Origin of the sequence: Ferrimonas balearica DSM 9799 (assembly GCF_000148645.1) — a bacterium.
GTDB lineage: Bacteria > Pseudomonadota > Gammaproteobacteria > Enterobacterales > Shewanellaceae > Ferrimonas > Ferrimonas balearica.
The window spans coordinates 1328952-1353788 of the sequence record NC_014541.1; the positions used below are offsets into that span (position 1 = coordinate 1328952).

Sequence of the window (24837 nt, forward strand, 5' to 3'; positions counted from 1 at the left end):
TCTTAGTGGGGGCCGGTGATTTTGGGCACCTCAGCCAGTAACCAGTCCAGCATCAGGCGAGCGGCGTGATTGAGCGCCACCCGGTCACGGTAAACCAGCCAGACCTCCTCCTGGGGGCTCTGGTATTGGGTCAGCAGCGGTACCAGCTCACCGCTGAGCACATGTTGCACCGCCTGAAGCTCCGGCAGGTGGCTGATGCCTGCACCTTCAACTGTGGCACGGCGCAGGTAGGTCATGCTGTTGCTGAGCAGGGTGGCCTCCACCGGTACCGTGGCTTGCTCAAACTGCCAGTGGCGCTCCTGAGTGCCGTCGGGCCAACGAAAGCCCAGCAGACGATGTTCCGCCAGTTGCTCGAGACACTCAGGATGGCCGTGGCGGGCCAGGTAGTCCGGGCTGGCGTAGAGGCCGCGGCCAAATCGTCCCAGTGAGCGGGCGACAAAACTGGAATCGGCCAGCACACCGGCATGGAGGCAGAGGTCGAGCCCCAGCTGGATCAGGTCCTGGTAGCCGTTGGCGCTGACGGTCACCTCCAGCGAGATTTGCGGGTAGCGCTCCATAAACTGCTGCAGCAGAGGGTGGAGTATAAGCTCCGCTTCCGGCAGCAGGCCCAGCTTGATTTTGCCCACCGGGTGACGGCTCTGGCTGCGCACCGAATCCAGCGCCGCATCCAGCATCGGCATCAGGGTTTCAAAGCGCTGGTAGAGCTCCTGGCCCACCGGGGTCAGGCTCAGCTTGCGGGTGGTGCGGCTGAACAGGGTGGACCCCAGCCGCTTCTCCAGTTCACCGATGCGACGGCTGACGTTGGCACGGGGCAGGTTGAGTGCTTCTGCCGCGGCGGAAAAACTGCCCAGGTCCACCACGGTCATAAAGAGTTTCAGGTCGTCGGTGCGCATAGATTCTCCAGGGATACGCTGGCCATTATGGTCAATTTGCCGGGCCACAACCGTGCGCAGGGCAGAAAAAAGCCCGCCGATTGGCGGGCTTTTGCATCAGGTCTGCAATCAGTTACCGGTTTTCAGCATTTCCCAGTACTTGATGTAGATGGCGAGGGCTTCATCGCCCACGTCCTGCTGGAATTCGCCCTGCTTAACCACCTCTTCCGGCGGGAAGATGGCGGTGTTCTCGCTGTATTCCGGGTCGAGCATGCCAATGGCGGTTTCGTTCGGGGTGGTGTAACCCAGGTACTCAACCACTTGCACGGCGATCTCGGGGCGCATCATAAAGTCGATGAACTTGTGGGCGTTCTCAACGTTAGCGGCGTTCACCGGAATGGCGAAGCTGTCCACCCACAGGGCGGCGCCCTCTTTCGGGTAGATGTACTGAATCGCTTCCTCTTCCTGCTGAGCCATAAAGGCTTCGCCGTTCCACAGCATACCCAGGTTAACGTCACCGGCGAGGAAGGGCTCACGCGGGGCGTCAGAGTTAAAGACCAGCACGTTCGGCATCAGGCTGCGCAGCAGTTCGTAGGCCTGCTTGATCTCTTCCGGGTCGGTGGAGTTACCGCTGTGGCCGTTGATGCGCAGTGCCATATGGAACACTTCACGCACGTCGTTGGTCAGCAACAGGCTGCGTTGCCACTTCGGATCCCACAGGTCTTTCCAGCTGGTGATGGTGGCCGGATCGATCTCGTCGGCGTTCACACCGATGGCGGTGCTGCCCCACACGTACGGGATGGAGTAGGTGTTTTTCGGGTCGTACGGCTTATCCAGGATGTCCGCATCCAGATGCTTGAGGTTGGTCAGCTTGCTGTGGTCGATCTCGTGCAGCAGGCCCTCTTTGGCCATCTTGGAGATGAAGTACGCGGACGGTACGATCACGTCGTAGCCCGCGCCTTTTTGCAGCTTCAGCTTGGAGTACATCACTTCGTTGCTGTCGAAAGTGGCGTATTCCACGGCGATGCCGGTCTCTTCGGTAAACTGGTCCAGAACGCCATCCGGCACATATTCGGTCCAGTTATAGACCACGACCTTCTCTTGTGCCTGGGCCATGCCGGTCAGGGCAAGCAGGCCAGCGGCGCACAACAGCTTAGCGGCTTTCATTATATTTTCTCCTCGTCAACAGCGAGATAAGCACAGTCATGATGAGCGAAATGCCCAATAGCAGGGTGGCGATGGCGTTCACCTCCGGAGAGACCCCGACCTTCACCATGGAAAATACCCGGATTGGCAGCACTTCGTAGCTGGGACCAGTTACGAAGGAGCTGATGATCACGTCATCCAAGGATAGCGTGAAGCTTAACAGCCAACTGCCGGCGATGGCGGAGCCCGCCATCGGCATAATGATCCGGGTAAACACCTGGCTTTCGCTGGCGCCGAGATCTCGGGCTGCGTCGACCAGGTTCTTGTCAAAACCTTTCAGTGCCGCGTACACGGTGATCACCACAAAGGGCAGACAGAAAGTGATGTGGGACAACAGCAGGCTCCAGAAGCCCAACTGAATGCCCATGGCCATAAAGATCACCAGGAAGGTGATGGCCAGAACGATGTCCGGAGACATCATCACCACGAACAGCATGCCGCTGGCGGCCGGCTTCAGGCGGAAGTGGTAGCGATGGATGGCGTGGGCCATCAGGGTGCCTATCACCGTGGCTGCGGTGGCAGCCAGAACCGCCACCGTCAGTGAGTGGGTAAACGCCTGCATCAGGGCATCGTTGTTAAACAGCTTCTCGTACCATTTCAGGCTGAAGCCGTTCCACTTGTGGCCGTACTTGGATTTGTTGAAGGAGTTCACCACCAGTACCGCCATCGGCAGGTAGAGGTAGAAGAACACCAGGCCAATCAGCAGCCATTTAGAGATTCGAGTCATCGAGACCTCCCTGGCGTTGAATCAGGCGGTTGGCGTAGTAGTACGCCGCCAGCATGACACCCATCATCAGGATCAGCGCGATGCTGATGGTGGCGCCAAACGGCCAGTCACGCAGTACCAGGAACTGGTTCTTGATGACGTTACCGAGCAGCAGGTTGGTGGCACCGCCAAGCAGGTCCGCCACGTAGAACATTCCCATCGCCGGCAGGAACACCAGCAGGCAGCCCGCCACGATGCCCGGAGAGGTCATCGGCAGAACGATGTGCCAGAACCGGCGCACCGGCCCTGCGCCCAGGTCGCGGCCGGCTTCCAGCAGGCTGTCATCCAGGTTCTCGAAGCTGGAGATCAGGGGCAGAATCATAAACGGCAGCAGGATGTAGACCAGGCCCAGAATCACCGCCAACTGGGTGTAGAGCAGCGGCAGCGGGCTGTCGATCAGGCCGATAAACTCCAGGAAGCTGTTCACCAGGCCCTTGTTGCCCAGGATGATCTTGAACGCGTAGGTGCGGATCAGGCTGTTGGTCCAGAACGGTACGATCATCAGGAACAGCACCAGCATCCGCTGAGGACGGGGCAGTTTGGCAACGATGTACGCGAACGGATAACCGATCAACAAACAGCCCACGGTGGCGTAAAACGACAACACCAGGCTGTCCCACAGCACCCCGAGGTAGACCGGGTTCCACAGCTTGCGCAGGTTATCCAGGGTCACCGGGAACACCGCCAGGTGCTCTTGATCCGGGGTCAGGAAACTGGTCACCAGCACCAGCAGGTGCGGCGCCAGCACGAATACCGCCAACCAGCTCAGGGTGAGGGTGATCACCAGGGGGCGGAAACGGACGAATTGGCTCATCAGAGCTGGGACTCCGATTTGATGACGTGTTCCCATCCGTGCACCCAATCCACCCAGACCTTCTGGCCGAGACGGTAATCGAAGTCCGGATCGTCCTCGTCAAAGAATTCACTGGCGTGCAGACGCATGCCGTTATTCAGCTCGATGATGGAATCGAGGGTTTTGCCTTTGTAGTTACGCTCACGCACGTGGCCGATAAAGCCCGGCTTGTCCGGCGCGTCTTCGATGTACTCGATGCGCAGATCTTCAGGACGCAGCAAAATCTTGATGTGATCGCCCACCGAGAACACCTTGTCGGTGCGGATCTCGCGGTGGTGGTCGGCCATCTTGGCGATGTAGCGCAGGTCTTCCAGCTGCTCGGTGATAACGCCGTCAATGGCGTTGATCTCACCGATAAAGGAGGCCACGAACACGTTTTGCGGGCATTCGTAAATCTCCCGCGGCGTGCCCACCTGTTGTGCCACACCCCCGTCCATCACCAGGATGCGGTCAGACATCGACAACGCTTCTTCCTGATCGTGGGTGACGTAGATAAAGGTGATGCCGAGCTGACGCTGCAGCATTTTCAGTTCCACCTGCATCTGCTGACGCAGCTTGGCGTCGAGGGCAGAGAGGGACTCATCCAATAGCAGCACTTTCGGGCGGTTGACCACGGCACGGGCGATGGCCACGCGCTGGCGCTGACCACCAGAGAGTTGATGGGGCTGACGGTCGGCGTAATCGGCCAGGCGAACCATGGCCAGCGCATCGCGTACCCGGGTGTCGATCTCCGCCTTGTCGACCTTGGCCATATTCAGGCCAAAGGCCACATTGTCGAAAACTGACATGTGGGGAAACAGGGCATAGCTCTGGAAAACGGTATTCACCGGTCGGGCTTCCGGGGCCACTTGCGCGATATCTGTGCCGTCCAGCTCGATGCGGCCTTCATCCGGCAGTTCAAAACCGGCCATCAGGCGAAGCACCGTGGTTTTCCCGCAACCAGAGGGGCCGAGGATAGTGAAGAATTCGCCGTTGGCGATCTCCAGCTGAAAATCGTTCAGCACCGTTTGATTACCAAACCGCTTGACGATACCAGAGAGGGAAAGAATGGGTTTGTTGGACACGGGCGTATCTTACAAGAAAGGGACCAACCCTAGATTTTAATGCCTCAGACCCAATTCGCAATGACGGATCCGGACTGGAGGGGCCCCAAATGCGCATTTTCCCACCATAGATTTCCGACAGTTAGCCTGAATGTTGGCGCGGATGTTAACGGATGGGCCGGGGCGGACGTTGTGGCGGCATCAGCGGCGCCAACTGCACGCCGCTTTGCTGCAGCCAATGGTGGATGATCTGAGCAAAATTCAGCGCTTGCGGACTGTCACCGTGCAGGCACAGGGTGTCGATGGCCAGTCGCAACGGCTTGTGAGTGTCGGAAACGATCGGTTGGCCGGTGATCAGCGCCCGGGCCTGTTTCAGTGCGTCATCGGGGTCACTGAGCACCGCCCCGGGTTGCTGGCGGGACAGCAGTTGGCCATCGTCGCGATAACGGCGGTCGGCAAAGCCTTCGCTGGCCACGTTGAGGCCGATGGCCCGGCCGGCTTGCAGCAGCGCCCCACCGGCGCCCCCCACCAGGATCAGTGCCGGGTCGAACGCTTTGACCCACTGCGCCAACCGGGCGGCCAGTTCGGCATCGGCCCCCGCCTGGTTGTACAGGGCACCGTGGGGCTTGATGTGGCGCAGTTGGCCCCCCTGTTGTGCAACCGCTTCGGCCAGGCTGTCCAGTTGGCGCAGCAGCGAATCACGCAACGTATCTGCGGGCAGATTGAGGGGGCGGCGGCCAAAGTGGGCGCGGTCCTCGTAGCCGGGGTGGGCGCCGATGGCGACCCCATGCTCCAGCGCCAGCGCGATGGTGCGGCGCATCAGCGCGGGATTGCCGGCATGGGCGCCGCAGGCGATATTGGCTGAGCTGATCAGGCGCATCAACTCGGCGTCCAGATTGGCGCTGCCCTCCAGCTCCCCCACATCACAGTTCAGATCAATGCGCATGGGACCGGCTCCTGCCAGCGATGGGCCACGGCGATGGCCAAACGGTTGAGATCAGCCTGGCGCTGCTGCCACTGCAGCCGGGCCTGAGCCAGTGAGATGGGGACAAAGCGCAGCGGGTCGCCGGGCCGGGCCTGGGCCAGTTTGGGCAGGTCCACGGAGGTGACCACCGCCACCTTGGGGTAACCCCCGGTGGGCTGGCTGTCCGCCATCAGGACGATGGGCTGGCCATCCGGCGGAAGTTGGATGGCACCGGGAACGGCCCCCTCGGTGATCGGTTCATGAGAATCCCGCTGAACCAGAGCGGGCCCGACCAGCCGACACCCCATCCGGTCAGAATCGGCGCTGAGCCGGTAGACCCGCTCACACAGTGCCTCCAGCCCCCCTTCGATCCGGTCCGCCTGCGGCCCCGCAATCACCTTGATGGGGGCCGGGGCTTCCCGTGAGCGATTGTTGCGTGGCACCCGGGCGCCAATGCCCTTAGGCACGGGTCCATGAAACTCACCATAGGGCAGGGCATCGTCACGGGCGATGGCCCGGCCATCCAGCCCGCCCAGGCCAGCACTGACCAACGTGGCGCAGCTGCCCAGTTGCGCGGGTACCTCCCAGCCCCCTTTGATGGCCAGATAACCGCGACAGCCATAGTGCAGGGGGCCGATCGCCAGCCGCGCTTTGGCGGGCACCACGATGGGCTGGTGCATCGGCACCTCGAGGCCATTGAGGCGGGCATGCACGCCGCCGCCGGTCAGGCTGATCACGGTAGGACGGGAGAACTGGATGGTGGGCCCCACCAGGTTGTACTCCAGTACGGCGGCCCCTGCCGGTTGGGCCAACAGCAGGTTGGCGATGGCAGCGGCCAGCCGGTCCATGGCGCCGCTGCGGGGGATGCCCAGATGGCGGAAGCCGGTGCGGCCGAGATCCTGCACAGTGGTCAGCGCACCGGCGCTGATGATGTGGGCACTCATGGCTGTGCCTCCAGCAGTTCATGGAAGCGCGCCAGCGTGATGGGCTCCAGTCGCAACTGGTCACCGGGTTGCAGTCGGGTTGGCGGGTCCTGATTGAAGTGAATCAGCGGCAGGGGGCAGCAGCCGATAAGCTGCCAGCCACCGGGACTGGCGGCGGGGTAGATGCCGGTCTGGTTGCCGGCGATGCCCACGGATCCGGCGCGCACCGATTGTCTCGGCGTGGCGTGACGCGGCGCATTCAGGCTGGGGTCCAGACCGGTTAAGAAGGGAAAGCCCGGGGCAAAGCCAAGAAACGCCACCCGATAAAGCGGCGCGCTGTGGCGAGCGATCACTTCGTCGGTGGTCAGCCCGCAGTGGCGGGCGACGGCATCGAGGTCAGGCGCCAGACTGGGGTGGTAGCAGACCGGCAGGATGTGCTGTGCGGCGTCGGTGGGCTTGGGAGGGTGTTTTAGCAACGCGGCAATGGCGACACCCAGGGCGGGGCCGAAGCGGCCTTCCGGATCGGGCAGAGTGCTGGCGAAATGCAGGGTCAGACTTCGGTAGGCCGGCACGGCATCAAGGCACTCCGGCAGGGCACGGATGCGATGGCCAAGGGCCACCCAATCCAGCTTGGGTTCGGCACAGGTCACCAGCAGGGCGCTGTCCCCCAGCGGAACCATCTCGAAAGCCATTGGCGTCCTGCTCACCCTGTTCTCCAACAAATGAAGCGCTTAGCTCACTCTAACCCAAGTCCGTGCTTCAGGCGATGTAAGGAGACACTCACAAACGCAAACGACTTAAGCAAGGCGCTGGCGAAGCGAGCACTTTGTGGTAGAATCGCGCGCCACAATGGCGTCCGGGCGCCAGCATTGGGGCCATGTTTGTGTCCCTGCTGGGACGGCGCTTACAGGCCCACCGCAGGAAGCGCACCCATTCTCGGGTAGGTGGCGGCTACAATGCAGGGAAGTTGCAACCCAAGCTGAAGTGATCCCAGCGATGAAATTCCCCGGTCAACGCAAGTCCAAGCACTATTTCCCCGTCGAGTCTCGGGACCCGCTCACCAATGAGCTGAACCCTGTGATTCAACCACGTCACACCCACATTACCGGCATCGACCAGACTCTGGTGGACATCGAAGCCCACGTGGACGAGGAATTCATCGCCCGTCATGGCCTCAAGAAAGGCAACTCCATGCTGATCGACGATGCCGCTGCTCACGTGCTCTATGAAGAGCTGCAGCAGCAGAATCTGATCACCGAAGAGTTTGCCGGCGGCACCATCGGTAACACCCTGCACAACTACTCCACCCTGGCGGACTCCCGCTCGGTGATGTTCGGGGTGATGAGCCGCAATATCCAGATCGGTTCCTACGCCTACCGCTATCTGTGCAACACCTCCTCCCGGGTGGACCTGAATCAGCTGCAACCTGTGGATGGTCCGATTGGCCGTTGCTTTACCCTGGTGACCGAGTGTGGCGAACGCACCTTTGCCATCTCCAAGGGGTGCATGGACAAACTGACCCCTGAGTACATCGATGAAAATCTGGTGAAAACCGGTTCCGCACTGGTGCTGACCGCCTACCTGATGCGCGCCGGTGATGATCCGATCACCGATGCTGCCATGACCGCCATCCACTACGCCCACGAAGCGGATGTGCCGGTGGTGCTGACCCTGGGTACTCGCTTCCTGATTGAGCAGGACCCGCAGTTCTGGCGCGACTTTATCGCTGACCACGTGACCGTACTGGCGATGAATGAAGAGGAAGCGGAAGCCCTGACCGGCCATGCCGACCCGCTGCTGGCCTGTGACCAGGCCCTGGAGTGGTGTGAGCTGATCCTGTGCACCGCCGGTCCCAGCGGCCTCTACATGGCGGGCTGGACCGAAGAGGACAGCAAGCGTGAAACCAGCCACATGCTGCTGCCCGGCGCGATTCCGGAGTTTAACCAGTATGAGTTCTCCCGCCCGATGACCCGCGCCCAGTGTGAGAAGCCGATGAAGGTGTACTCCCACATTGCGCCGTTTATGGGTGGTCCGGAGAAGATCAGCAACACCAATGGTGCCGGTGATGGCGCGCTGTCTGCCCTGTTGCACGACATGGCCGCCAACGACTACCACAAGCTGAACCTGCCGCAGTCCCGCAAGCACCACATTTCGGGTCTGTGCTACTCCTCGTTTGCCCAGATCTGTAAATACGCCAACCGGGTAAGCTACGAGGTGCTGGCGCAGTACAGCCCGCGCTTGTCCCGCGGTCTGCCGGAGCGCGAGGACAGCCTGGAAGAGGCCTACTGGGAGCGTTAATACGCCGCCTGAGGCCAAACAGCGGGAAGGGGAGACCCTTCCCGTTTTTTCTGGGCGGTTGCCGGTGGCAATGCGGTCGCCCCGGTGTTAGACTCGCCCGCCTGTTTTTTGCCCCCACCTGTGGCGGGCCCTGTCAGTGCGGCAATAATGAAGCCTGAAGGGCGTGGTACGCGGAACCTGAGATGAAATTTCCCGGTCAACGCAATCAAAAGCACTATTTCCCGGTGGAAGCCCGGGACCCCGAAACGCTGGAACCCCAAATCCAGCCCAAGCGCACGCACATCTGTGGCATTGCCCAGACTCTGGTGGACATTGAAGCCCGGGTCGATGATGAGCTGATCACCCGGCACAACCTGGTGAAAGGCAACTCGGTATTGATCAACGACGATGCCGCCAACGCCCTGTACCGTGAGCTGAAAGAGCGCGAGTTGATTGTCGAGGAGCACGCCGGTGGCACCATCGGCAACACCCTGCACAACTTTGCCACCCTCTCCAATGAGCGCGCCGTGCTGTTCGCGGTGATGGAGCGCCAGATCGAGATCGGCTCCTACGCCTACAAATACCTCAGCAACACCTCCTCCAAGGTGGACGTCAGCTACCTGCAACCGGTGGATGGCCCCATCGGCCGCTGCTTTACCCTGATCACCCCATGTGGCGAACGCAGCTTTGCCATCTCCAAAGGGGCCATGGACAAGCTCGAGCCCAGCGCCATCCGTCCCGACCTGGTGCGGGAAGCCGGTGCTCTGGTGTTTGCCTCCTACCTGATGCGTTCCGCCGACGGCGACAACATCGATCAGGCAGCGCTGGTGGCGATGGCGGAAGCCAAAGCCAACAAGGTGCCGGTGGTGCTGACCTTGGGCACCCGCTTCCTGATTGAGCAGGACCCGCAGTTCTGGCGCGACTTTATCGCCGAGCACGTGACCGTGCTGGCGATGAACGAAGAGGAAGCGGAAGCCCTGACCGGCCACCGAGACCCGATCAAAGCCTGTGAAGCCGCATTGGAGTGGTGTGATCTGGTGCTCTGCACCGTCGGCCCGGAAGGGCTCTATACCGCCGGCTACAGTGACCGCCTGCAGCTGCGGGAAACGGAGTATGAACTGCGTAATGGCAGCGTCCCGGCGTTCAACCGTTATGAGTTTTCCCGCCCGATGCGGCGTGAAGACTGCGCGGAGCCGGTGAAGATCTACTCCCACATCGCCCCCTACCTGGGCGGCCCGCTGGCGATCCTCAACACCAACGGTGCCGGAGACGGCGCGCTGGCGGCCCTGCTGCACGATATGGCGGCCAACCGCTACCACAAGCTCAATGTGCCGGGCTCCAGCAAGCACGCTTACGACGCGCTGTGCTACTCCTCGTTTTCGCAGATCTGTAAGTATGCCAACCGGGTCAGCTACGAAGTGCTGATCCAGCACAGTCCACGCCTATCCCGCGCCCTGCCGGAGCGGGAAGACAGTCTGGAAGAGGCCTACTGGGAGCGTTAATCGCGCCGACCTAAAAAAGCCCCGCCAACTGGCGGGGCTTTTTGCTGTCAGCTTGGTTACAGCACCGTGTTGGTGTTGCCGCTGAGCGTCATGATCTCCACCACGTCATTGCGGTCCACCGAAATCACTTTACCCCGGTGCTCAATGGGGGCCATCCGGTACCATAATCGGTCCCCTTTGACCTCCACCCACTGAGGCAGCGCATCGAGATTCAGGTCGCGATGAAGGTCATCGCTGGCCATTACCAGAACCTCTCTGACCCCTTCACGCAGGGCATCACGCAGCGTTGCCCCGTCATCTTTCAGCCACGCTCTGGCTTGTTCAAAGGCGTATTCGTCGTCCGTCATCGGCGTATCCAGCGCCCGCAGGGCATTGCGCTTACGACGCAGGGCTTCTTCGCGGTGGTACGGGTCTGCCGGGAGCTTTTGGTATTGGGCTTCAATGGCCAAACGACGGCGCTCGATCAACTCTGGCGTGACCTCCCGGGTAGCGGTCTCAATGGCTGAGGATTGATAGATAAACTGGTTTTGATAGCGCAGTTTTGGCGGTGGGCGCTTGATGTATTCCGATTTGTCCGCGGTCTGGGCGTAGAGCGTGACCGTAAGTCCAATGTGCACACGCTGGCGGGATTCCGTCATCGAAAACGCGGGTTTGAACATCAGCAAACTCTCTCCGGGGCGCAGGCCGATATTGCGCAATCTGGCGCTTTGCTCATCCCTGAGTATGCGAATCTCCCCCTTGGGAGTGATGCCGTTGTGTTGAAGGAAGTCGTCAATATGCTGAGTCAGCGCCTGTTCCATCTTCTTGGGTTCGAACAGGGCGACCAGCGGGCTGATCTCTTCAAGGGAGTCCTCCCGCCTTTCGGCATTGGCAATCGCATCACCAATGCCAAACACCACAGCCCCGAGTGCACCAAATGCCGCAGCACCAACATCGGAGGTGTGCTGGGCCTGAAATTGTGCATTGAGGCGGGATTCACTCAGGTCTATCGCGACTTTGGGGCTGTTCAGTGCGTCGCTGTGTTCCGGGTTGAGATTGTGACGATAAGAGGGGGTCGCGCAGCCACTGATGATCAATACTGCGGCCAACAAACATCCACGCAGATTCATGGTTAACATCCTGTATAACTTCATTAATCCTTCTTAAACAATCCTATTGGGACGACGCTGAGAAAGCAATGCTGCCGGCCCCACAGGCAGCAGTCATCAGGGCAGGGCGTCAGAGTGGTGGTAAGGGGGGGATCGGGCCGGTACCGCTGATTGGACACCGGGCGCGCGGCCATCTGACGCCGGAAAGGATCGTTTTGGCACGCATACGATCCTTTGAACTTGTCAGTTATCGTACTGTACGGTACAGTTTTGATCCTTTGTGAGTATCGAGAGTGTGGAGTGGGCAGATGAAAAAGCCGTTGATCGCCGTGTTGGCACTGGGTTTGGTGGGGGCCTCCGCCCTCTATTACGGCATCGGGAGTTCCGGTGTCTCTACCGATAACGCTTATGTGAAAGCGGATCTGACGCTGATCGCGCCGCAGGTGAGCGGCCAGGTGGTTGGGGTGGCGGTCAGCGACAACCAGTGGGTGGAGCAGGGCGACGAATTGTTCCGGCTGGACGACCGGGATTACCGTGCCGCCCTCAGTCAGGCGCAAGCCGCCGTTGCCCTGGCGGATGCCGGGCTGGCCAGCAACGACAGCCGTACCGCCCTGCAGCGGGTGCAGATTGAGCAGGCCCGGGCCCAGATCGCCAGCGCCGAAGCCAATGCCAGCTTGCAGCAGGCGGAACTGAAGCGTTACCGCCAGTTGGTGACGTCCGGCTCGGTCAGCCAGACCCAGTTTGATGTGCAGTCCGCCCGCGCGGTGGAGGCCCAAACCGGGCTGGATAACGCCCGCCTGGCACTGAAGGCAGCCGAGCAGCAACTGGCCACCCTGGCCAGTGAGCGGGTGCAGTTGGAGGCCCAGCGTCAGCAGGCCGAGGCACAACATCAGCTCAGCGCTATCGCATTGGAGCGCACCATTATCCGCGCGCCGATGGCAGGCCGTGTCGCCAATCGCCAGGTGCAGATCGGCAAGCTGGTGCAGCCGGGCATGGCAGCGCTGACCCTGGTGCCGGAGGCGGTATGGCTGGAAGCCAACTTTAAAGAGACCCAGCTGGCACAGATGGCTGCGGGGCAAGCGGTGGAAGTGGTGCTGGACGGTTACCCTGATCAGCCCATCAGCGGCGAAGTGGATTCCGTGACCCACGCCACCGGGGCCCAGTTCAGCCTGTTGCCGCCGCAAAACGCCACCGGCAACTTCGTCAAAGTGGTGCAGCGGGTGCCGGTCAAAATCCGGCTGCAACTGCCTGCCGAACTGAAGGATCGGGTCTATCCCGGTTTGTCGGCCACGGTTACTGTTAAGCCCTGAGGTGCGCTGATGACCCTTCGCGAACGTGGGCCATGGCTGGGATTGGTCGGACTGGCACTGCTGGTGGCACTGGCCTATGGCCTGAGCTCGGCACTGTTCTCCTCGGTATCACCCCAGATGGCGGTAACGCTCGGGCTGTCAGCGGATGAGCTGAGCCTGCTCAATATCGGTTTTACCGGCGCGCAACTGGTGGGGCTGCTGCTGGCGCCCTTACTGGTGCGTCGACAAGGCGCCAATGATGCGCTGCGCACCGGTACCCTGCTGGGACTGGCGGGCAGCTTGTTGTTGCTGTGGAGCGTAAGTCCCATCGGCGCCTCAGTGGCCTGGGCGCTGCTGGGGCTGGGCGGCAGCACGGTGCTGGTGGCCCTGAATCTGATACTGCTGGCACGCTTCTCCTATCGCGCCATGACGCTGGTGCTGGCGGCAACGCTGGTGTTCACCACCTATCTGCCGATGGGGTTTTACCCCTGGCTGCTGGCCGAGATGGCGGACCACCTGGACTGGCAGCTGGCGGCGCTGGTGATGGCGGCGGGTTACGCGTTGGTGCTGACGCTGCTGACCCATCTCTCGGTGCCGGAAACCGTCCTGCAGCCGGCCAGCAAATCCCCGCCGTGGTTCTATCTTCTGGCTGGTACCGCGCTGGTGATGCTGACCGCCGCATTGATGCGGGGGGGTCATTACAACTGGTTTGATCACCCCGGTTTTCGTGTGTTGGCCGGGGCAACTGCGCTGCTTTGCGTCAGTGTGCTGATGCTGTTTCTGGGGCGCGGCTGGCCCAGCCGTGCCCGCCAGGTGCTGGCGGAATTAAAGACCTCGGTTTATCTGTACAACGCCTTTCTGGCGGGGTTTGCGGTGATGGCCAGTGGCGCGCTGGTGGGGGGCTTTCTCGGTCAGGTGATGGGCTACAACGGCATCAACAGCGGTTGGGTGCAGTTACCGGCGCTGGCAGCGATGCTGGCTGGGATGGCCGTCAGTGTATTGGGGGCCAATCAGAGTCGGGTGCCCAGTGACGCCATTGTGCCGGTTGGGGTGGTGATGATCCTGATATCGATGGCTCAGCTGTCCGGCCTGCCCAACCACGTTGCGCCGGAGCATCTGGTCGGGCCGTTGGCGCTGCGGGGCTTTGGTGTGGGCCTGCTTAATGCTTCTGTCACGCTGGCGGTGATGGCGCACTTTGCGCCTGATGAACGGCCGGAAGGCGTGGCGCTGTTCTACCTGTTCCGTACTTTGGGCAGCGTGATTGGCGGGGCGGTGTTTGGTCGGGTTATCCAGGTGGGTAGCGCCTCCGCCATGACCGAACTGGCGCGACCTTTGGCCGACGGCAACACCGCCACCATCGCTTTTGAACAGGCGATGTCCGCAGCGCTGCACAGTCAGGGCATTGTCCCCAACTCGGCGCTGTTGGCGAGTCAGTTATCTGCCACCTTAAAGCTGGAGGTGGGGTCGCTGGCCCTGAGCAACGCCCTGTTGGCCTTCCTGGTGGCCATCGGGATGTTGGCGCCGGTGCTGCTGGCGGGTAAGGCGATGGTGGCGCGAAAGCAGGCGGCGCTCAGCGCCGGTAAAGCCGCATAAAGGTTGCAACGGCGAGCTGGATCTCAACATCGAGCTCGGCTTTGTCTGGCAACGGCTTGCCCAGTAGCGCCAGAGTGTGATGATCACGCTTAATCAGGGCCCGAAGCTGATCGCCGGCAAAATTCGGGTCATCAATCGCCAACTCAGTGGCCACCCGGTCTGAGGCCAGAAACTGGCTCAGCAGTCTGTGGCAGTGCTGTGGACAGCCTTGCCAGAAGGTGGTGGCCATCTCCGGGTGCTGACTGAAGTCGGAGGCGATGATGCGCAGCAACCCCACCATCGGCTGAGTGCAGATCTGGACCAGATACAGGTGGCCAAAGTCCGCCAACTGCCGGGCGACTGGCGCGGAGCTGTCCGGGTCGAAGCGGAACCGCTCAGCGACGCGTTGGGTATGCAGATTCAGCACCGCCTCAAACAACCCCTCTTTGTTGCCGAAGTAACGATAAAGGGTCTGCTTGGAACCGCCGGTCAGGGCGACGATCTGGTCCAGCGAGGTGTCCTTGTAGCCTTGGCTCAGGAACTGTTCGGTGGCGACCTCAAGGATCTTCTGTTGTTTGGCCTGGGTGGTCGGGCGCATGAAATAGCCTAAGTCTGACAGCGCCGGGGCGCCGATGGAGTGTACTGGTTAGTACATTATGGTGTGTGACTACGGCTGTCAAAGCGGCAGGGACAGAATGTGAAAACGGCCCTGAACGGGCCGTTTTTCTGTGTGGCTCAGCCGAGGTCGGCGGCCAGCTCTTCGGCGCTGACCACGATGGCTTCGCCGGCCAGGCTCGGAGCAACGCCCACTTCAAAGCCGTCTTTGGCCATACCCGGCGCCCACTTCTCGATAAAGTCCGGCAGGGCGATGGTCATGGCGTGGCAGTTGGCGTAGTCATCCTTGATCCAGTTCTCTACCAGAGTCGGGTCGTGCCAGACCAGCAGGCACTGCTCCTGGCCGGTGTTGATCAGCACACAGCCCTGGTCATCGGCCAGGGTGTACAGGCTCTGGCTGGCCCTGGCGGCCTCCACCAGATGGTCATAGCGGCCCTGGCTGTCGAGGCTGTAAAAAGCGTTGATCTGCTCTTGGGTCAATGCGTCAGACATGAAATGGCTCCTCAATAAATTGGCGGCAGTATACCAGTGTTTGGGGCCAATCACGGCAAATAGCGGCGTGGGTCTGTTTGCAGCGCGGGGGAAAGCCATTACTGTTAGGGCATTGTCCTAACCCGAACCGCGCTATGTCACTGACTCATCAACTGCAACTGTTTCACGATGTGGTGCAGCAGGGCTCCTTTACCAAAGCCGCTGCCCTCCACCAGATGGACAACTCGGCGCTGTCCAAGCAGATCAAGAAGCTCGAAGCGAGCCTCGGCGTGCAGTTGCTTAATCGCTCCACCCGCTCCTTTTCGCTGACTTCAGCGGGGGAGGAGATCCTGGCCCAGACCTCAGTACTGATGGAAACCCTGGACCAGATCCAGAGCATCGCCGACGCTTACCAGTCCGAGCCAAAGGGGATCCTCAAGATCACTGCGCCGGTGTTTTTCGGCCAGGTCTACCTGCAACCGGTGGTCGCCCGGTTTATGCAGCGCTACCCGGCGGTGCAGATCAACCTGACTCTGGATGACCGCCGGGCGCACCTGATTGCCGACCGCTACGACCTGGCATTCCGGGTCGGCAAACTGGTGGATTCCAACCTGATTGCCCGCAAGTTGGCCAACACCAACTTTGCTTTGCTGGCGTCCCGGGACTTTATCGAACGCCACGGCCTGCCCCATACCCCTGAGGCGCTGCTGGCGCTGCCCGCCGTGATCTACAGCAACGGCGACCTTACCCTGGACCAGCTGGTGATGAGCGAGCAGCCTCACAGTGAGGTGATGAAGCGGCACCGGATGCGGGGCAATCTGAAGGTCAGTGACATTCGCACCATGATGGACGCGGTGGAAGCGGGGCTGGGCTATGGCCTGGTGGACCTGTTTCATCTGGAGCGGCCCATATCCGACACCGGGCTGGTGCCGCTGTTGACCGACTATCGCCTGTCCACTCTGGATACCGGCATCTACGCCCTGTACCCCCACCGCAAGCAGACCCCGCTGGTGACAGAGTTTATCCGTCATGTGGCGCAGTACCTGGGCAACCCGCCATTTTGGGAGCAGCATATTCCCGGGTATAACGATATTTAATTTAAGGCAATAAAAAATACGGGAAAATAAAATACGCTCTCGATACAACTTGCCGTTGATTTATTTCATTGGAGGCAATAGCTTTTGTGTTGCGCATAACTAAATCTGTATTTGTTCTGCGCAATATTTCCAATGTGAATATATAGGGAGTTTATATGAGAGATTTAACGAGTCAGGAAGTAGAAACGGTTAGTGGTGGCTGCGGCGTGTGTGCGGTTGTAGACGCTGTAGCTGCACTTATTAAAGCATTGGTCCACAAGTAATTGATAAAGGGGCGTGATGCCCCTTTTAATTTTATTGTGAAGGTTTGGAACCTAGTTTTCATCACTGGGCTCATAATTAAATGGTTAAAGCCATATGGCTATTTTTACACTTCCATATATAGCCTTTATTTTTTTGTTTTTTCGATGGCTTCGCTCAAATGTTAGCCCATCAAATTCATATGTTATGTCATCTTTAGTCTTATGTTTTCTTACAATGCTCACTGCTGGCGAAGCTCTATCAAGAGATATTTTTGACTATGGTGTTTTTGTCGATGGGGAGCAGAAGGCGAGCTATCGAATTCATCGCTCTGACTCTGATCGCTGTGTTATCGAAGGCACATTAACGAGCTCAGGATTGCTCTTTGATGGCGTTATCCGTCTGTCGTCGCAATCGCAATGTATCGACGGTCAGGACTGGCGTCTTAAGCATTACCAGGAAAGCACCGAAGTCCTGTGGCAGGACGTGATCATCAGCCAGATTTGGGTCAACGCTGACCACATCGAGTATTACACCGGTCGCCATAGTGAGAACCAGCGCATCCCCTTTACCGAAGCTCAGCGAGAGATCGGTACAGCAGACAGCCTGTCGGTCTTCTTTGCGGTTCAGGATAAAGTCAGACGGGGTGTGAAGTCCTGGCAGATGAACCTAGTGATGCCCGGTGATAAGGCGCAGCCGCCGGTTGTTGAACGGCACCGGTTCTCGATAGGGTGTGCCAACGTTGAACCGGGTCGCTCAGCACAAAATCTGGTTTGCGCTCAATCCAGTGGGGCAGAGGAAAAGCGCTACTACTGGTTTGACCCGACTCAGGACTGGGCGTTTGTCGGAAGCCTGAGAGGCGACCGATTGATTTGGCGGTCAGCCTCCCCGCGCTGATGGCTTAGTGGGGATTGGGGCGGTGTGATAACCACGGACGTAACCGCCGAAACGCGTCTTTAAAGGGGGTCAGGTAGAGCCCCAACAGCGTGTCGTGGCCGGGCTTGTCGTCACCGGAACCGATGCGGAACTCTCCCGCGTCTGAGGCTTTTACCAATGTGCCCCACATCCGGTCCCAGATGGCGAGGGCGGAGCCCATATTGGTGTCCCAGTGGCGCCGCTCAGCGCTGTGGTGGACCTGGTGCTGGGCCGGGCTGATAAACCAGTCTTCCAGTCTGTCTCCCCAGCTGAGCCAGAGGTGGCTGTGGCGCAGGTTGGAGCCCATCACGTTAAACAGAAATACAAAGACGTTGGCGCCGAGGATGTCCTGCATCGTCAGCACCGGGCCAAACAGGTAGTAGCCCAATCCCACCACGATGCCCTGGGTCAGGGCCATGCGGCAGGCGTACAGGTAGCTCTCCAGCGGATGACTGCGGTAGATGGTCATGGGGGTCAGCACTTCGGCGCTGTGGTGCACCTTGTGAAAGTCCCACAGTACCGGTATCCGGTGCATCAGCCAGTGCAGAAAGAAGCGGGAAAAATCGTCGGCGACAAACAGTGCCAGGGTAAACAGGGCGGTGATGGTGGTGGCCGACCAGGCCAGTGGGGTGAAGGTGCCAAAGGCCCACTCCAGCAGTTCGGTGGTGCCCAGTGCGATGGGCACCATGGTCAGCACCACCGGCGCCAGCAGGCCGACCCGGATAAGCCGGTTGATCACCCACAGGCCGACATCGTGGCGGGTGGAACGATGACGATAGATGTGGGCGGGGAACAGAAAGCGAAACAGCCCCCCGGGGGTTTTGTGGGCGTTGCTGCGCCAGAACAGCGGCAGGGCCAGCACCAGCGCCCCCAGCAGGTAGCCGAGGTAGATGCGCTTATTAGCGTCGGTCAGGTAACCGGCCAGCGCCAACAGGTTCTGGCTGAGAAAGTGATTGCTGAGGCTGTCCCACCACGACATCGGGCGCTCCTTGACTTAAATGGGGCGGGGCTCACGGCCCCGCCGGTCCGGCTCAAAAGCCGATGCGATAACCCACCACAAACTGCTGCGGTTTGTTGGGACGGGCACCATAGGGGCGACGGCTGACGATCTCCGCCTCATCCAGCAGGTTGTCCACCTTGCCGTACATCTCGCCCCAGTCACCAAAGTCGTAGCTGGCGGCCAGATCGACGGTGGTGAAGGCGGTGGTTTTTACCCCGCTCAGGGTGACTCCCTGGCCGGAGGCTTCCCACATCTCGCTCTGGTAGCGCACCAGCACATTGGCTTCCCACTGGTTGCCCGCCATCCCGAGGCCGAGGGTGGCCTGGTGCTCCGGCAGGTAAGGCAGCGGGTCGCCTTTGCTGACGTCGCCCCACATGGTGAAGTCGGACTCAAAATCGGTTTTGAACTCCGAATCGGTGTAGGTGTAAACCAGCGACAGCGGCCAATCGAAGCCCATCCCCCGCAGGGTATGGCTGGCGCTGAACTCCAGGCCGTAAACGTCCACTTCGCCGCCGTTGTACTCCTCGTCGATACTGCTGGAACACGAGGCGGAGGCGGAGAAGGTGCAGCTCTCCTTGAGGTTGTCGAAGTCGTTGAAGAACGCCACCGCTTCCACCTGGGTGTTGCCGTTACCGAATCGGCTGCCCAGTTCATAGTTGATGCTGGTTTCACTCTCCACCGCCGGGTTCTGCTGCGGACTGGTGGGAACGTAACCCTCATGTACCCCGACAAAAACACCCAGATCATCGGTCAGCCGGTAGAACACGCTGGCCCCCGGCAACCAGATGTCACTCTCTTTGCGCAGGTAGTCACCTTCCGCACCGGGCTGGTTGTTCTGGTAGAACTGGTCGAGAAACTCGCCGCGCACCCCGAGGGTCAGCTCCAGTGCATCCCACACCAGAGTGTCCTGCAGGTACAGCGACCAGGCCTCGGTTTTTTCGGTATTGAGGGTAGCGGTGATGGTGGCCGCGCCGGTGCTGACCAGTTGGCCATCGGTCATGCGGAAGCTGTCTTCGGTGTGGTTACGCTGGATCTCATCCTCGTGGTAGCGCACACCGGCCTGAACGTTGTGTTGCAGGGACAGCAGCTCAAAGGCCCAACGCAGGTCGGTCTGGATCCCCTGGGCGTAGTACTCCCGGTCGTTGGTGCCCAGCACCAGGTTTTCAAACGCATGCTCGCTGTCTTTGGCGCCGGTCAGCACGTCGTAGTAGATGGCGTTGATGCCGTCATTGGGGTTTTGCAGGATGGTAGAGAGGTCGCGGTCGGTGGCCGGGTTGCTCTGGGATTCAAAGCCATTGAGCTTGCGCCAGGCCCGCTCAAAGTCGTTGCGGTAGACCCGGGTGGTCAGGTCAAAGTTGTCCCCGGCCAGAAAGTGGTTGAACTGGAATTGGGTGTGGTCCCAGGTCATCCGGTCGTTGGCGCTGGCAGCGTAGCGGCGGTAGGGGTTGGCGTCGAAGTCGGCGTCGGTCAGGCCCAGGTAGGTTTCGTTGGAGGCTTCATCGGCGTACACCATCTTCAGCTCAAACACCTGGGAGAGGCGCTCCCCCTCCAGGGTGTAGCGCAGCTTGGCCATGATCTCGTTCTTGTCGAAACCGGTGTCGCCACCGCCGTCCAGTTGCTTAAAACCGTCGCTCTGAACGTGCACACCATCCAGCAAGAAGCCAATGTTGCCGATGCTGTCACCGTAGTAACCGTGTGCCTTGAAATAACCATCGCTGCCGCCGGACAGGTCAAGCTGCCCTTCGCGGAACTCCGGCACCGCCCGGGTGGTCATGTTGAGCGCACCGGCCACGGTGTAGGGACCGTATTGGATGGCGGCGGGGCCTTTAAACACCTCAACCGAGGTGATCTTGGACATCAGCGGGAAGTAGTAAGCGGCAGAGGCGGAGTAGGGCGCCGGGGCGATCAGCACGCCATCCTCCATCAGGGTGATCTTTTTGCTGCGCTCCGGCGTCACACCCCGGAAACCGATATTGGGGCGCAGGCCAAAGCCATCTTCGGAACGGATGTTCACGCCAGGCACAAACGCAAGGATGCGCTCGATGTCGTCGTACTTGAACTTGTCCAGCTGCAGCTCATCCAGCAGGGTGGCCGAGCCGGCTTCGGTGCGCAGTTTGTCCTGGTGGCCGATGATCTGCAGGGTTTCGTCGTAACGCACCTGGGTGTCGTTATTGTTGTCGTTTTCAGCCGCGGCGGCCTGGCCACACAGAGCCAGCGCGATGCTGGCGGCCAGGGCACTGTAACGGCCGGTCGGGGTCACGCTGCTCATCAATCGTTATCTCCGGCAGAGGTGGCGGGCAGGTCCAGCGCCAGGGCGCTGATAAAGTCGACCTTCATCTGGTCGGTCACCGCTTTGATGTCGGCATGGGTCTGCTGAACGCGGTCCGGATCGTCATTGAGGGTCTGGGCCAGGCTCTGGCTGTAGCCTTCGCTGGTGGCGATGGCGCCCTCGATGTCGCTGGCCATCCGGTTGGCCAGTTCGCCGCTGCCGACTTCGTTGAGGTAGTCGTCGAAGCCGGTGCCGGTGGCCTCGTTCAGATCGCCACTGAACAGTGCCTGGAGGGCTTTCAGGTTGGCGCTGACGTTCGCAATGGAGTGGCCGCTCAGAGCGGACTCGAGTGCGGCATCGCACTCGGCGCTGTTGCAGCTGCCGGCAAACTGCTGATAAGGCGCATCGAGCTTGCGGTCCTTGGTGACGCTGTCGAGGTAGAACAGCGCATCGGACAGGTCATTCACCGCCTCGTGGATGTCGGCCCAGTCACTGCCCGGTTGGCCTGCGGCTTTGAGCTGCGGGGCGTAATCCCCCCAGGCGGTCACCAGGGTATTGGCGTTGTTGGTCAGATCGGCGGCCACGGCTTCGGCAAAGGCGCATCGGGCCAGGGCGCGTTCGGCGTCCGGACGCTCGTTCCAGCCTGTCGGGGCGGTGGTGGCGCTGCAGCGGTGATCCAGATTGTCGTTAAACAGCAGGTATTCCAGCGCATCCAGTCCCTTGCGGGTTTCGGTGCGTAGGGTGATGTCATAGGGGGTGCCGTTGATGGTACCGGCCTCGAAGTAGGCGACGTCCTGATCAACGGCGCACTGGCTGACCACCGGCCAGGAGTAGATCTTGTTGCGCAGGTTGCTGTTGTTGTCGCGCAGCGGACCAACCTGCATCAGTTCGGCAAACTGCCAGGTGGCCATGGCGTCGCGCCAGCCCGCCTGAGCGTCGGTGCGGGCCGCAGTGGCGTCGCCGCTGCCTTCCAGCTCATCACAGTAAGCGCCGATGGCGGTGTTCAGCGCGGCACTGCGCTGGGCAAAGTCGGCAAACGTGGGGGCAATCACGTTGTCGGCCAGGTTGGCCACCAGGGCGGCCTGGTCAAACTGGTCAGTGGGTGGGGGCGTGACACCGCCATTGTCGCCGTTGCCGCCGCCGTAATCCGGGCCGGGGGAGGCGGAGTTGCTTTCACCGCAGGCCGCCAGAGCCAGGGTCAGCGCGGCGGCCAGGGCGGTGCGGTGCCAAGGGAGAGTTTGAATGTTCATCATCACGTTCCTGTTGATGCAGCAAAAGCCCGGGCCCGAAAGCCCAAGCTTTTTGGTGTTACCGCGGGGGCGTTGCTTTACCAGTTGGCGGCGTTATCAGAAGCAATCTCATAAGCGTCGGCCAGCAGCTGGCGGGCGGTCATCAGGTCCGCCTGGTAGGCAGCGATGTCACCGCTCATCACCGGCATGTCGCCGATCAGGCTGTGCAGCTGTTCAAACTGAGCATCGGTCAGCGGCGCCTTGGGGTTGAACTGCAGGCCCAGAGCAAAGCCCTTCATTTCGGACCAGTGCTTGGCCAGATCGCTGTAGCTGAAATCCTCATCAGCGGCAGCCAGCTTGGCCAGGTCGGCGTTGGTGTCGTTGATGTAGTGCACCACGGTGGCAACGATGGCCATCTCCCAGTTCTCCAGAGCGATGGTCACCTGAGCTTTCAGCGCGTCCATCTGCTCGGTGGTCAGTGCGCCGTCAGCATCGGTGATGATCTGGCGGCCCTGCAGGAAGGCGTTCATGGCGGCGGCGGTCATGTCGGTGGCAACGGTGGCGCCACGGTCGCGCTTGGCGGCGTTGGTGGATTGGCCAAAGTTGTACTCGCTGTTCAGGTCGATAACGCCGTCACCGTTGGTGTCGTGCATCCCTTGCCAGTCGTCACGGCCACCCTTCTGGGCCAGCTCATCATCGCTGTAATCCAGGTAGTCCCGGGCGGCACCAAAGTAGCCAAAGCCTTCGTCGTAGGTATGCTCCAGTGCGGTGTAGCCCTTATCGTCCTTGTTGCTGACGTTGTCGGAGTTAAGACCCTTGCCGTCGAGGTCGTAGTCCAGGTAGTCATCCGCGCCCTGAGAATAGGCTACGGACATCAGCAGGAACTTCTGGATCAGTTGCTTCAGATCGCGACCATCTTCGGTCAGGTAGATGCTGGTGATGGCGTTGCCGTTGATGTCCTGGCGGATGCCACCGTCGAGGTATGCCTGAGCGTTATCACCCAGCATATCGAACAGGGTGTAAACCAGGTTCTCAGGCGTGGTGGAACCGGTGGCGCCCCAGCCGGCAAAGTCGCTGCCGTTCCAGTCTTTGTGCTGACCGGTGGCGTCGTTGCCGGCGATCTTGCCGGACAGGTCTTTGTGGGAGCTGGACAGGTCACGCAGTACGGTCTGGCGGGTGCCATCAAGGAACTGCACGGCAAAGTCATCGGCCACCAGGTCATACTCTTCCGCCGTCATGGCGTAGAAGGAGGTCAACTTGGCGATGACCGCGTCTTTGGTGGTCAGCACACCGGTTTCAACATCGTTCTGCAGTTGGTTGCCGATGTAGTGGTTCAGTTCAGCAATCAGCACGTGGCGGGTGGTCTGGCCGCCGTAGCTGACGCTGGAGCCGTCACCAAAGCGGCTGGGGAAGGCGTAGGTATCCAGCAGGTCGTTGACGCTGATGGTCAGGGTTTTGCTGAAGCTGTTGCCAGCGCTGTCGGCAACCGAAACCTCTACGTCGATGCTGGCGGTGTCTTCGAAGTTCAGCTTTACGCCTTCGGCCAGAGAGAGGGTGGTGCCATCGATGGCGACGCGTGCGTCGCTGCTGCTGAAGGTGAAGGTGTCGCCCGCGTCAGCATCGGTGGCACTGAGTTGGCCGATGGTGGCGGCTGTGGCGTTTTCATCCACGCTGGCGTTGGAAAGGGCGATGTCAGTGGGCGCGCTGTTGCTTGGAGTGGGGGTGGAGTCGGAGCTGGAGCCCCCACCACAAGCGGTCAACATGGCAGTGAGAATGGCGGAAGCCAGCAGCGTTTTTTTCATCGTCATGGTCAGTCACGTCCCAAAGTGTGCATTGAATGTTACTCAGATGTGCACACATGGTAGATGAAAACAAACAAGAATCAATATCATTTGCACTCACATGGTGAAATCTTGCTCACTTGTGGATGTGCTGGAATCACAATCGTGTGGCGAATTCCTGGTCAAGTTTCGCCATTGTGCAGGCAAAAGTGTCGAAATCTCTTAGGTGGGGTAATGAGTTTGCTTGCCGCAATGGCGCAGCAAGTGTGATCGCGATCAACATTTGGCTGGGGCGAGACCGGTGATTTCCGGCCTGCGGCAGCTACGCTCTGGTATCGGTGTGTGGTGACTGGAGAGTGATATGCGGTGTTGGTGGAGGCAGGTGACGGCGCTTGGCGTGGTGTTGGGGCTTTCAGGACTGAACAGTAGTATTGCTGCAGGCCCATCCAATGGTCTTAGTTATCCGCAGGGGTGGCAGGATTGGTCGACGTTGGCGGTGTCCCATCGTACCGACAATGGCACCGTCCGGGTGATCCTGGGCAATGAGATTGCGATCGCGGCGGCGCGTCGGGGGGAAACACAACCCTGGCCGGACGGCGCGATACTGGGCAAGGTGGTGTGGAAAGCGGAAGCGCTGGCGGACTGGCCGGCTGCCATTGGCCCGGGAGCATTTGTTCACGCCGAATTTATGGCCCGGGCTGAGGACGCGGGTGAGACCGGATGGCGCTGGGGCCGTTGGGTTGGGGCTGAGCTGACCCCATTTGAGCAAGGCGATGCGCAGTGCATCGCCTGTCATTCGCCGGTGAAATCGCGGGACTGGGTGTTTACCGAACCTGCTGCGGTTCCCCTCGATCCCGACGGGTGA

22 protein-coding genes are annotated in these 24837 nt (G+C 60.5%); 7 read left to right on the forward strand and 15 right to left on the reverse strand.

Annotated elements, in window-relative coordinates; all coding sequences use genetic code 11:
* Positions 1–2: 2 nt before the first annotated feature.
* The 8 genes from FBAL_RS06120 to pxpB all read right to left on the reverse strand — a co-directional run bounded on the left by FBAL_RS06120 (position 3) and on the right by pxpB (position 7319).
* Positions 3–893 carry a LysR family transcriptional regulator gene (locus tag FBAL_RS06120; RefSeq protein WP_013344707.1) on the reverse strand — a complete coding sequence of 297 codons (891 nt, stop codon included), beginning with the start codon at positions 891–893 and terminating at the stop codon, positions 3–5.
* Positions 894–1001: 108 nt separating this feature from the next.
* Positions 1002–2039 (reverse strand): extracellular solute-binding protein, encoded by a 1038-nt coding sequence (locus FBAL_RS06125; protein WP_013344708.1) that lies wholly within the window; start codon positions 2037–2039, stop codon positions 1002–1004.
* Positions 2026–2805, reverse strand: coding sequence for a spermidine/putrescine ABC transporter permease PotC (gene potC, locus FBAL_RS06130; protein WP_013344709.1), 780 nt, complete (start codon positions 2803–2805; stop codon positions 2026–2028). Before potC ends, FBAL_RS06125 begins: the two co-directional genes overlap by 14 nt.
* Positions 2789–3658: a spermidine/putrescine ABC transporter permease PotB gene (gene potB, locus FBAL_RS06135; protein ID WP_013344710.1), complete on the reverse strand. Its 870-nt coding sequence runs from the start codon at positions 3656–3658 to the stop codon at positions 2789–2791. Before potB ends, potC begins: the two co-directional genes overlap by 17 nt.
* Positions 3658–4761, reverse strand: coding sequence for a spermidine/putrescine ABC transporter ATP-binding protein PotA (gene potA / locus FBAL_RS06140; protein ID WP_013344711.1), 1104 nt, complete (start codon positions 4759–4761; stop codon positions 3658–3660). Before potA ends, potB begins: the two co-directional genes overlap by 1 nt.
* Positions 4762–4906: 145 nt before the next feature.
* The gene (locus FBAL_RS06145) at positions 4907–5686 is read right to left on the reverse strand and encodes a LamB/YcsF family protein (protein WP_013344712.1); all 780 of its coding nucleotides are present in this window, start codon (positions 5684–5686) and stop codon (positions 4907–4909) included.
* Complete coding sequence (locus FBAL_RS06150) at positions 5671–6648, reverse strand: 5-oxoprolinase subunit C family protein (RefSeq protein WP_013344713.1); 978 nt, start codon at positions 6646–6648, stop codon at positions 5671–5673. Before FBAL_RS06150 ends, FBAL_RS06145 begins: the two co-directional genes overlap by 16 nt.
* Positions 6645–7319 carry a 5-oxoprolinase subunit PxpB gene (gene pxpB / locus FBAL_RS06155; RefSeq protein ID WP_013344714.1) on the reverse strand — a complete coding sequence of 225 codons (675 nt, stop codon included), beginning with the start codon at positions 7317–7319 and terminating at the stop codon, positions 6645–6647. Before pxpB ends, FBAL_RS06150 begins: the two co-directional genes overlap by 4 nt.
* 304 nt (positions 7320–7623) lie before the next feature.
* On the opposite strand from pxpB, the gene FBAL_RS06160 reads away from it, so the two are divergent.
* Both FBAL_RS06160 and FBAL_RS06165 read left to right on the forward strand, forming a co-directional pair.
* Positions 7624–8925, forward strand: coding sequence for an inosine/guanosine kinase (locus FBAL_RS06160; RefSeq protein WP_013344715.1), 1302 nt, complete (start codon positions 7624–7626; stop codon positions 8923–8925).
* Positions 8926–9107: 182 nt separating this feature from the next.
* Positions 9108–10406: an inosine/guanosine kinase gene (locus tag FBAL_RS06165; RefSeq protein ID WP_013344716.1), complete on the forward strand. Its 1299-nt coding sequence runs from the start codon at positions 9108–9110 to the stop codon at positions 10404–10406.
* Between the two features lie 56 nt (positions 10407–10462).
* On the opposite strand, the gene FBAL_RS06170 is transcribed toward FBAL_RS06165, so the two are convergent.
* Positions 10463–11515, reverse strand: coding sequence for a hypothetical protein (locus tag FBAL_RS06170; protein WP_013344717.1), 1053 nt, complete (start codon positions 11513–11515; stop codon positions 10463–10465).
* 287 nt (positions 11516–11802) lie between these two features.
* On the opposite strand from FBAL_RS06170, the gene FBAL_RS06175 reads away from it, so the two are divergent.
* Positions 11803–12804, forward strand: a complete 1002-nt coding sequence (locus FBAL_RS06175; protein ID WP_041251205.1) for an HlyD family secretion protein — start codon at positions 11803–11805, stop codon at positions 12802–12804.
* A 9-nt stretch (positions 12805–12813) separates the two neighbouring features.
* Positions 12814–14376, forward strand: a complete 1563-nt coding sequence (locus FBAL_RS06180) for an MFS transporter (protein ID WP_013344719.1) — start codon at positions 12814–12816, stop codon at positions 14374–14376.
* Here FBAL_RS06180 and FBAL_RS06185 read toward each other — a convergent pair.
* Together FBAL_RS06185 and FBAL_RS06190 are read right to left on the reverse strand one after the other, a co-directional pair.
* On the reverse strand, positions 14354–14953 hold the full coding sequence (locus FBAL_RS06185; protein WP_013344720.1) for a TetR/AcrR family transcriptional regulator: 600 nt from the start codon (positions 14951–14953) through the stop codon (positions 14354–14356). The genes FBAL_RS06180 and FBAL_RS06185 overlap by 23 nt on opposite strands.
* Positions 14954–15090: 137 nt before the next feature.
* Entirely contained in the window at positions 15091–15462 is a 372-nt protein-coding gene (locus FBAL_RS06190; protein WP_013344721.1) for a DUF2750 domain-containing protein, read from the reverse strand.
* Positions 15463–15596: 134 nt separating this feature from the next.
* Between FBAL_RS06190 and FBAL_RS06195 the strand changes: the two genes are divergently transcribed.
* Together FBAL_RS06195 and FBAL_RS06200 are read left to right on the forward strand one after the other, a co-directional pair.
* Positions 15597–16538, forward strand: coding sequence for a LysR family transcriptional regulator (locus FBAL_RS06195; RefSeq protein ID WP_013344722.1), 942 nt, complete (start codon positions 15597–15599; stop codon positions 16536–16538).
* A 618-nt stretch (positions 16539–17156) separates the two neighbouring features.
* Entirely contained in the window at positions 17157–17675 is a 519-nt protein-coding gene (locus FBAL_RS06200; RefSeq protein ID WP_041251206.1) for a hypothetical protein, read from the forward strand.
* A 4-nt stretch (positions 17676–17679) separates the two neighbouring features.
* On the opposite strand, the gene FBAL_RS06205 is transcribed toward FBAL_RS06200, so the two are convergent.
* The 4 genes from FBAL_RS06205 to FBAL_RS06220 all read right to left on the reverse strand — a co-directional run bounded on the left by FBAL_RS06205 (position 17680) and on the right by FBAL_RS06220 (position 23999).
* Positions 17680–18672, reverse strand: a complete 993-nt coding sequence (locus FBAL_RS06205; protein WP_013344724.1) for a sterol desaturase family protein — start codon at positions 18670–18672, stop codon at positions 17680–17682.
* Positions 18673–18724: 52 nt separating this feature from the next.
* The gene (locus FBAL_RS06210; RefSeq protein WP_013344725.1) at positions 18725–20962 is read right to left on the reverse strand and encodes a TonB-dependent receptor family protein; all 2238 of its coding nucleotides are present in this window, start codon (positions 20960–20962) and stop codon (positions 18725–18727) included.
* Positions 20962–22215, reverse strand: coding sequence for an imelysin family protein (locus FBAL_RS06215; RefSeq protein ID WP_013344726.1), 1254 nt, complete (start codon positions 22213–22215; stop codon positions 20962–20964). Before FBAL_RS06215 ends, FBAL_RS06210 begins: the two co-directional genes overlap by 1 nt.
* Before the next feature lie 74 nt (positions 22216–22289).
* Positions 22290–23999 (reverse strand): DUF4856 domain-containing protein, encoded by a 1710-nt coding sequence (locus FBAL_RS06220; RefSeq protein ID WP_013344727.1) that lies wholly within the window; start codon positions 23997–23999, stop codon positions 22290–22292.
* Positions 24000–24333: 334 nt separating this feature from the next.
* Between FBAL_RS06220 and FBAL_RS06225 the strand changes: the two genes are divergently transcribed.
* Positions 24334–24837, forward strand: coding sequence for a cytochrome P460 family protein (locus FBAL_RS06225; RefSeq protein WP_013344728.1), 504 nt, complete (start codon positions 24334–24336; stop codon positions 24835–24837).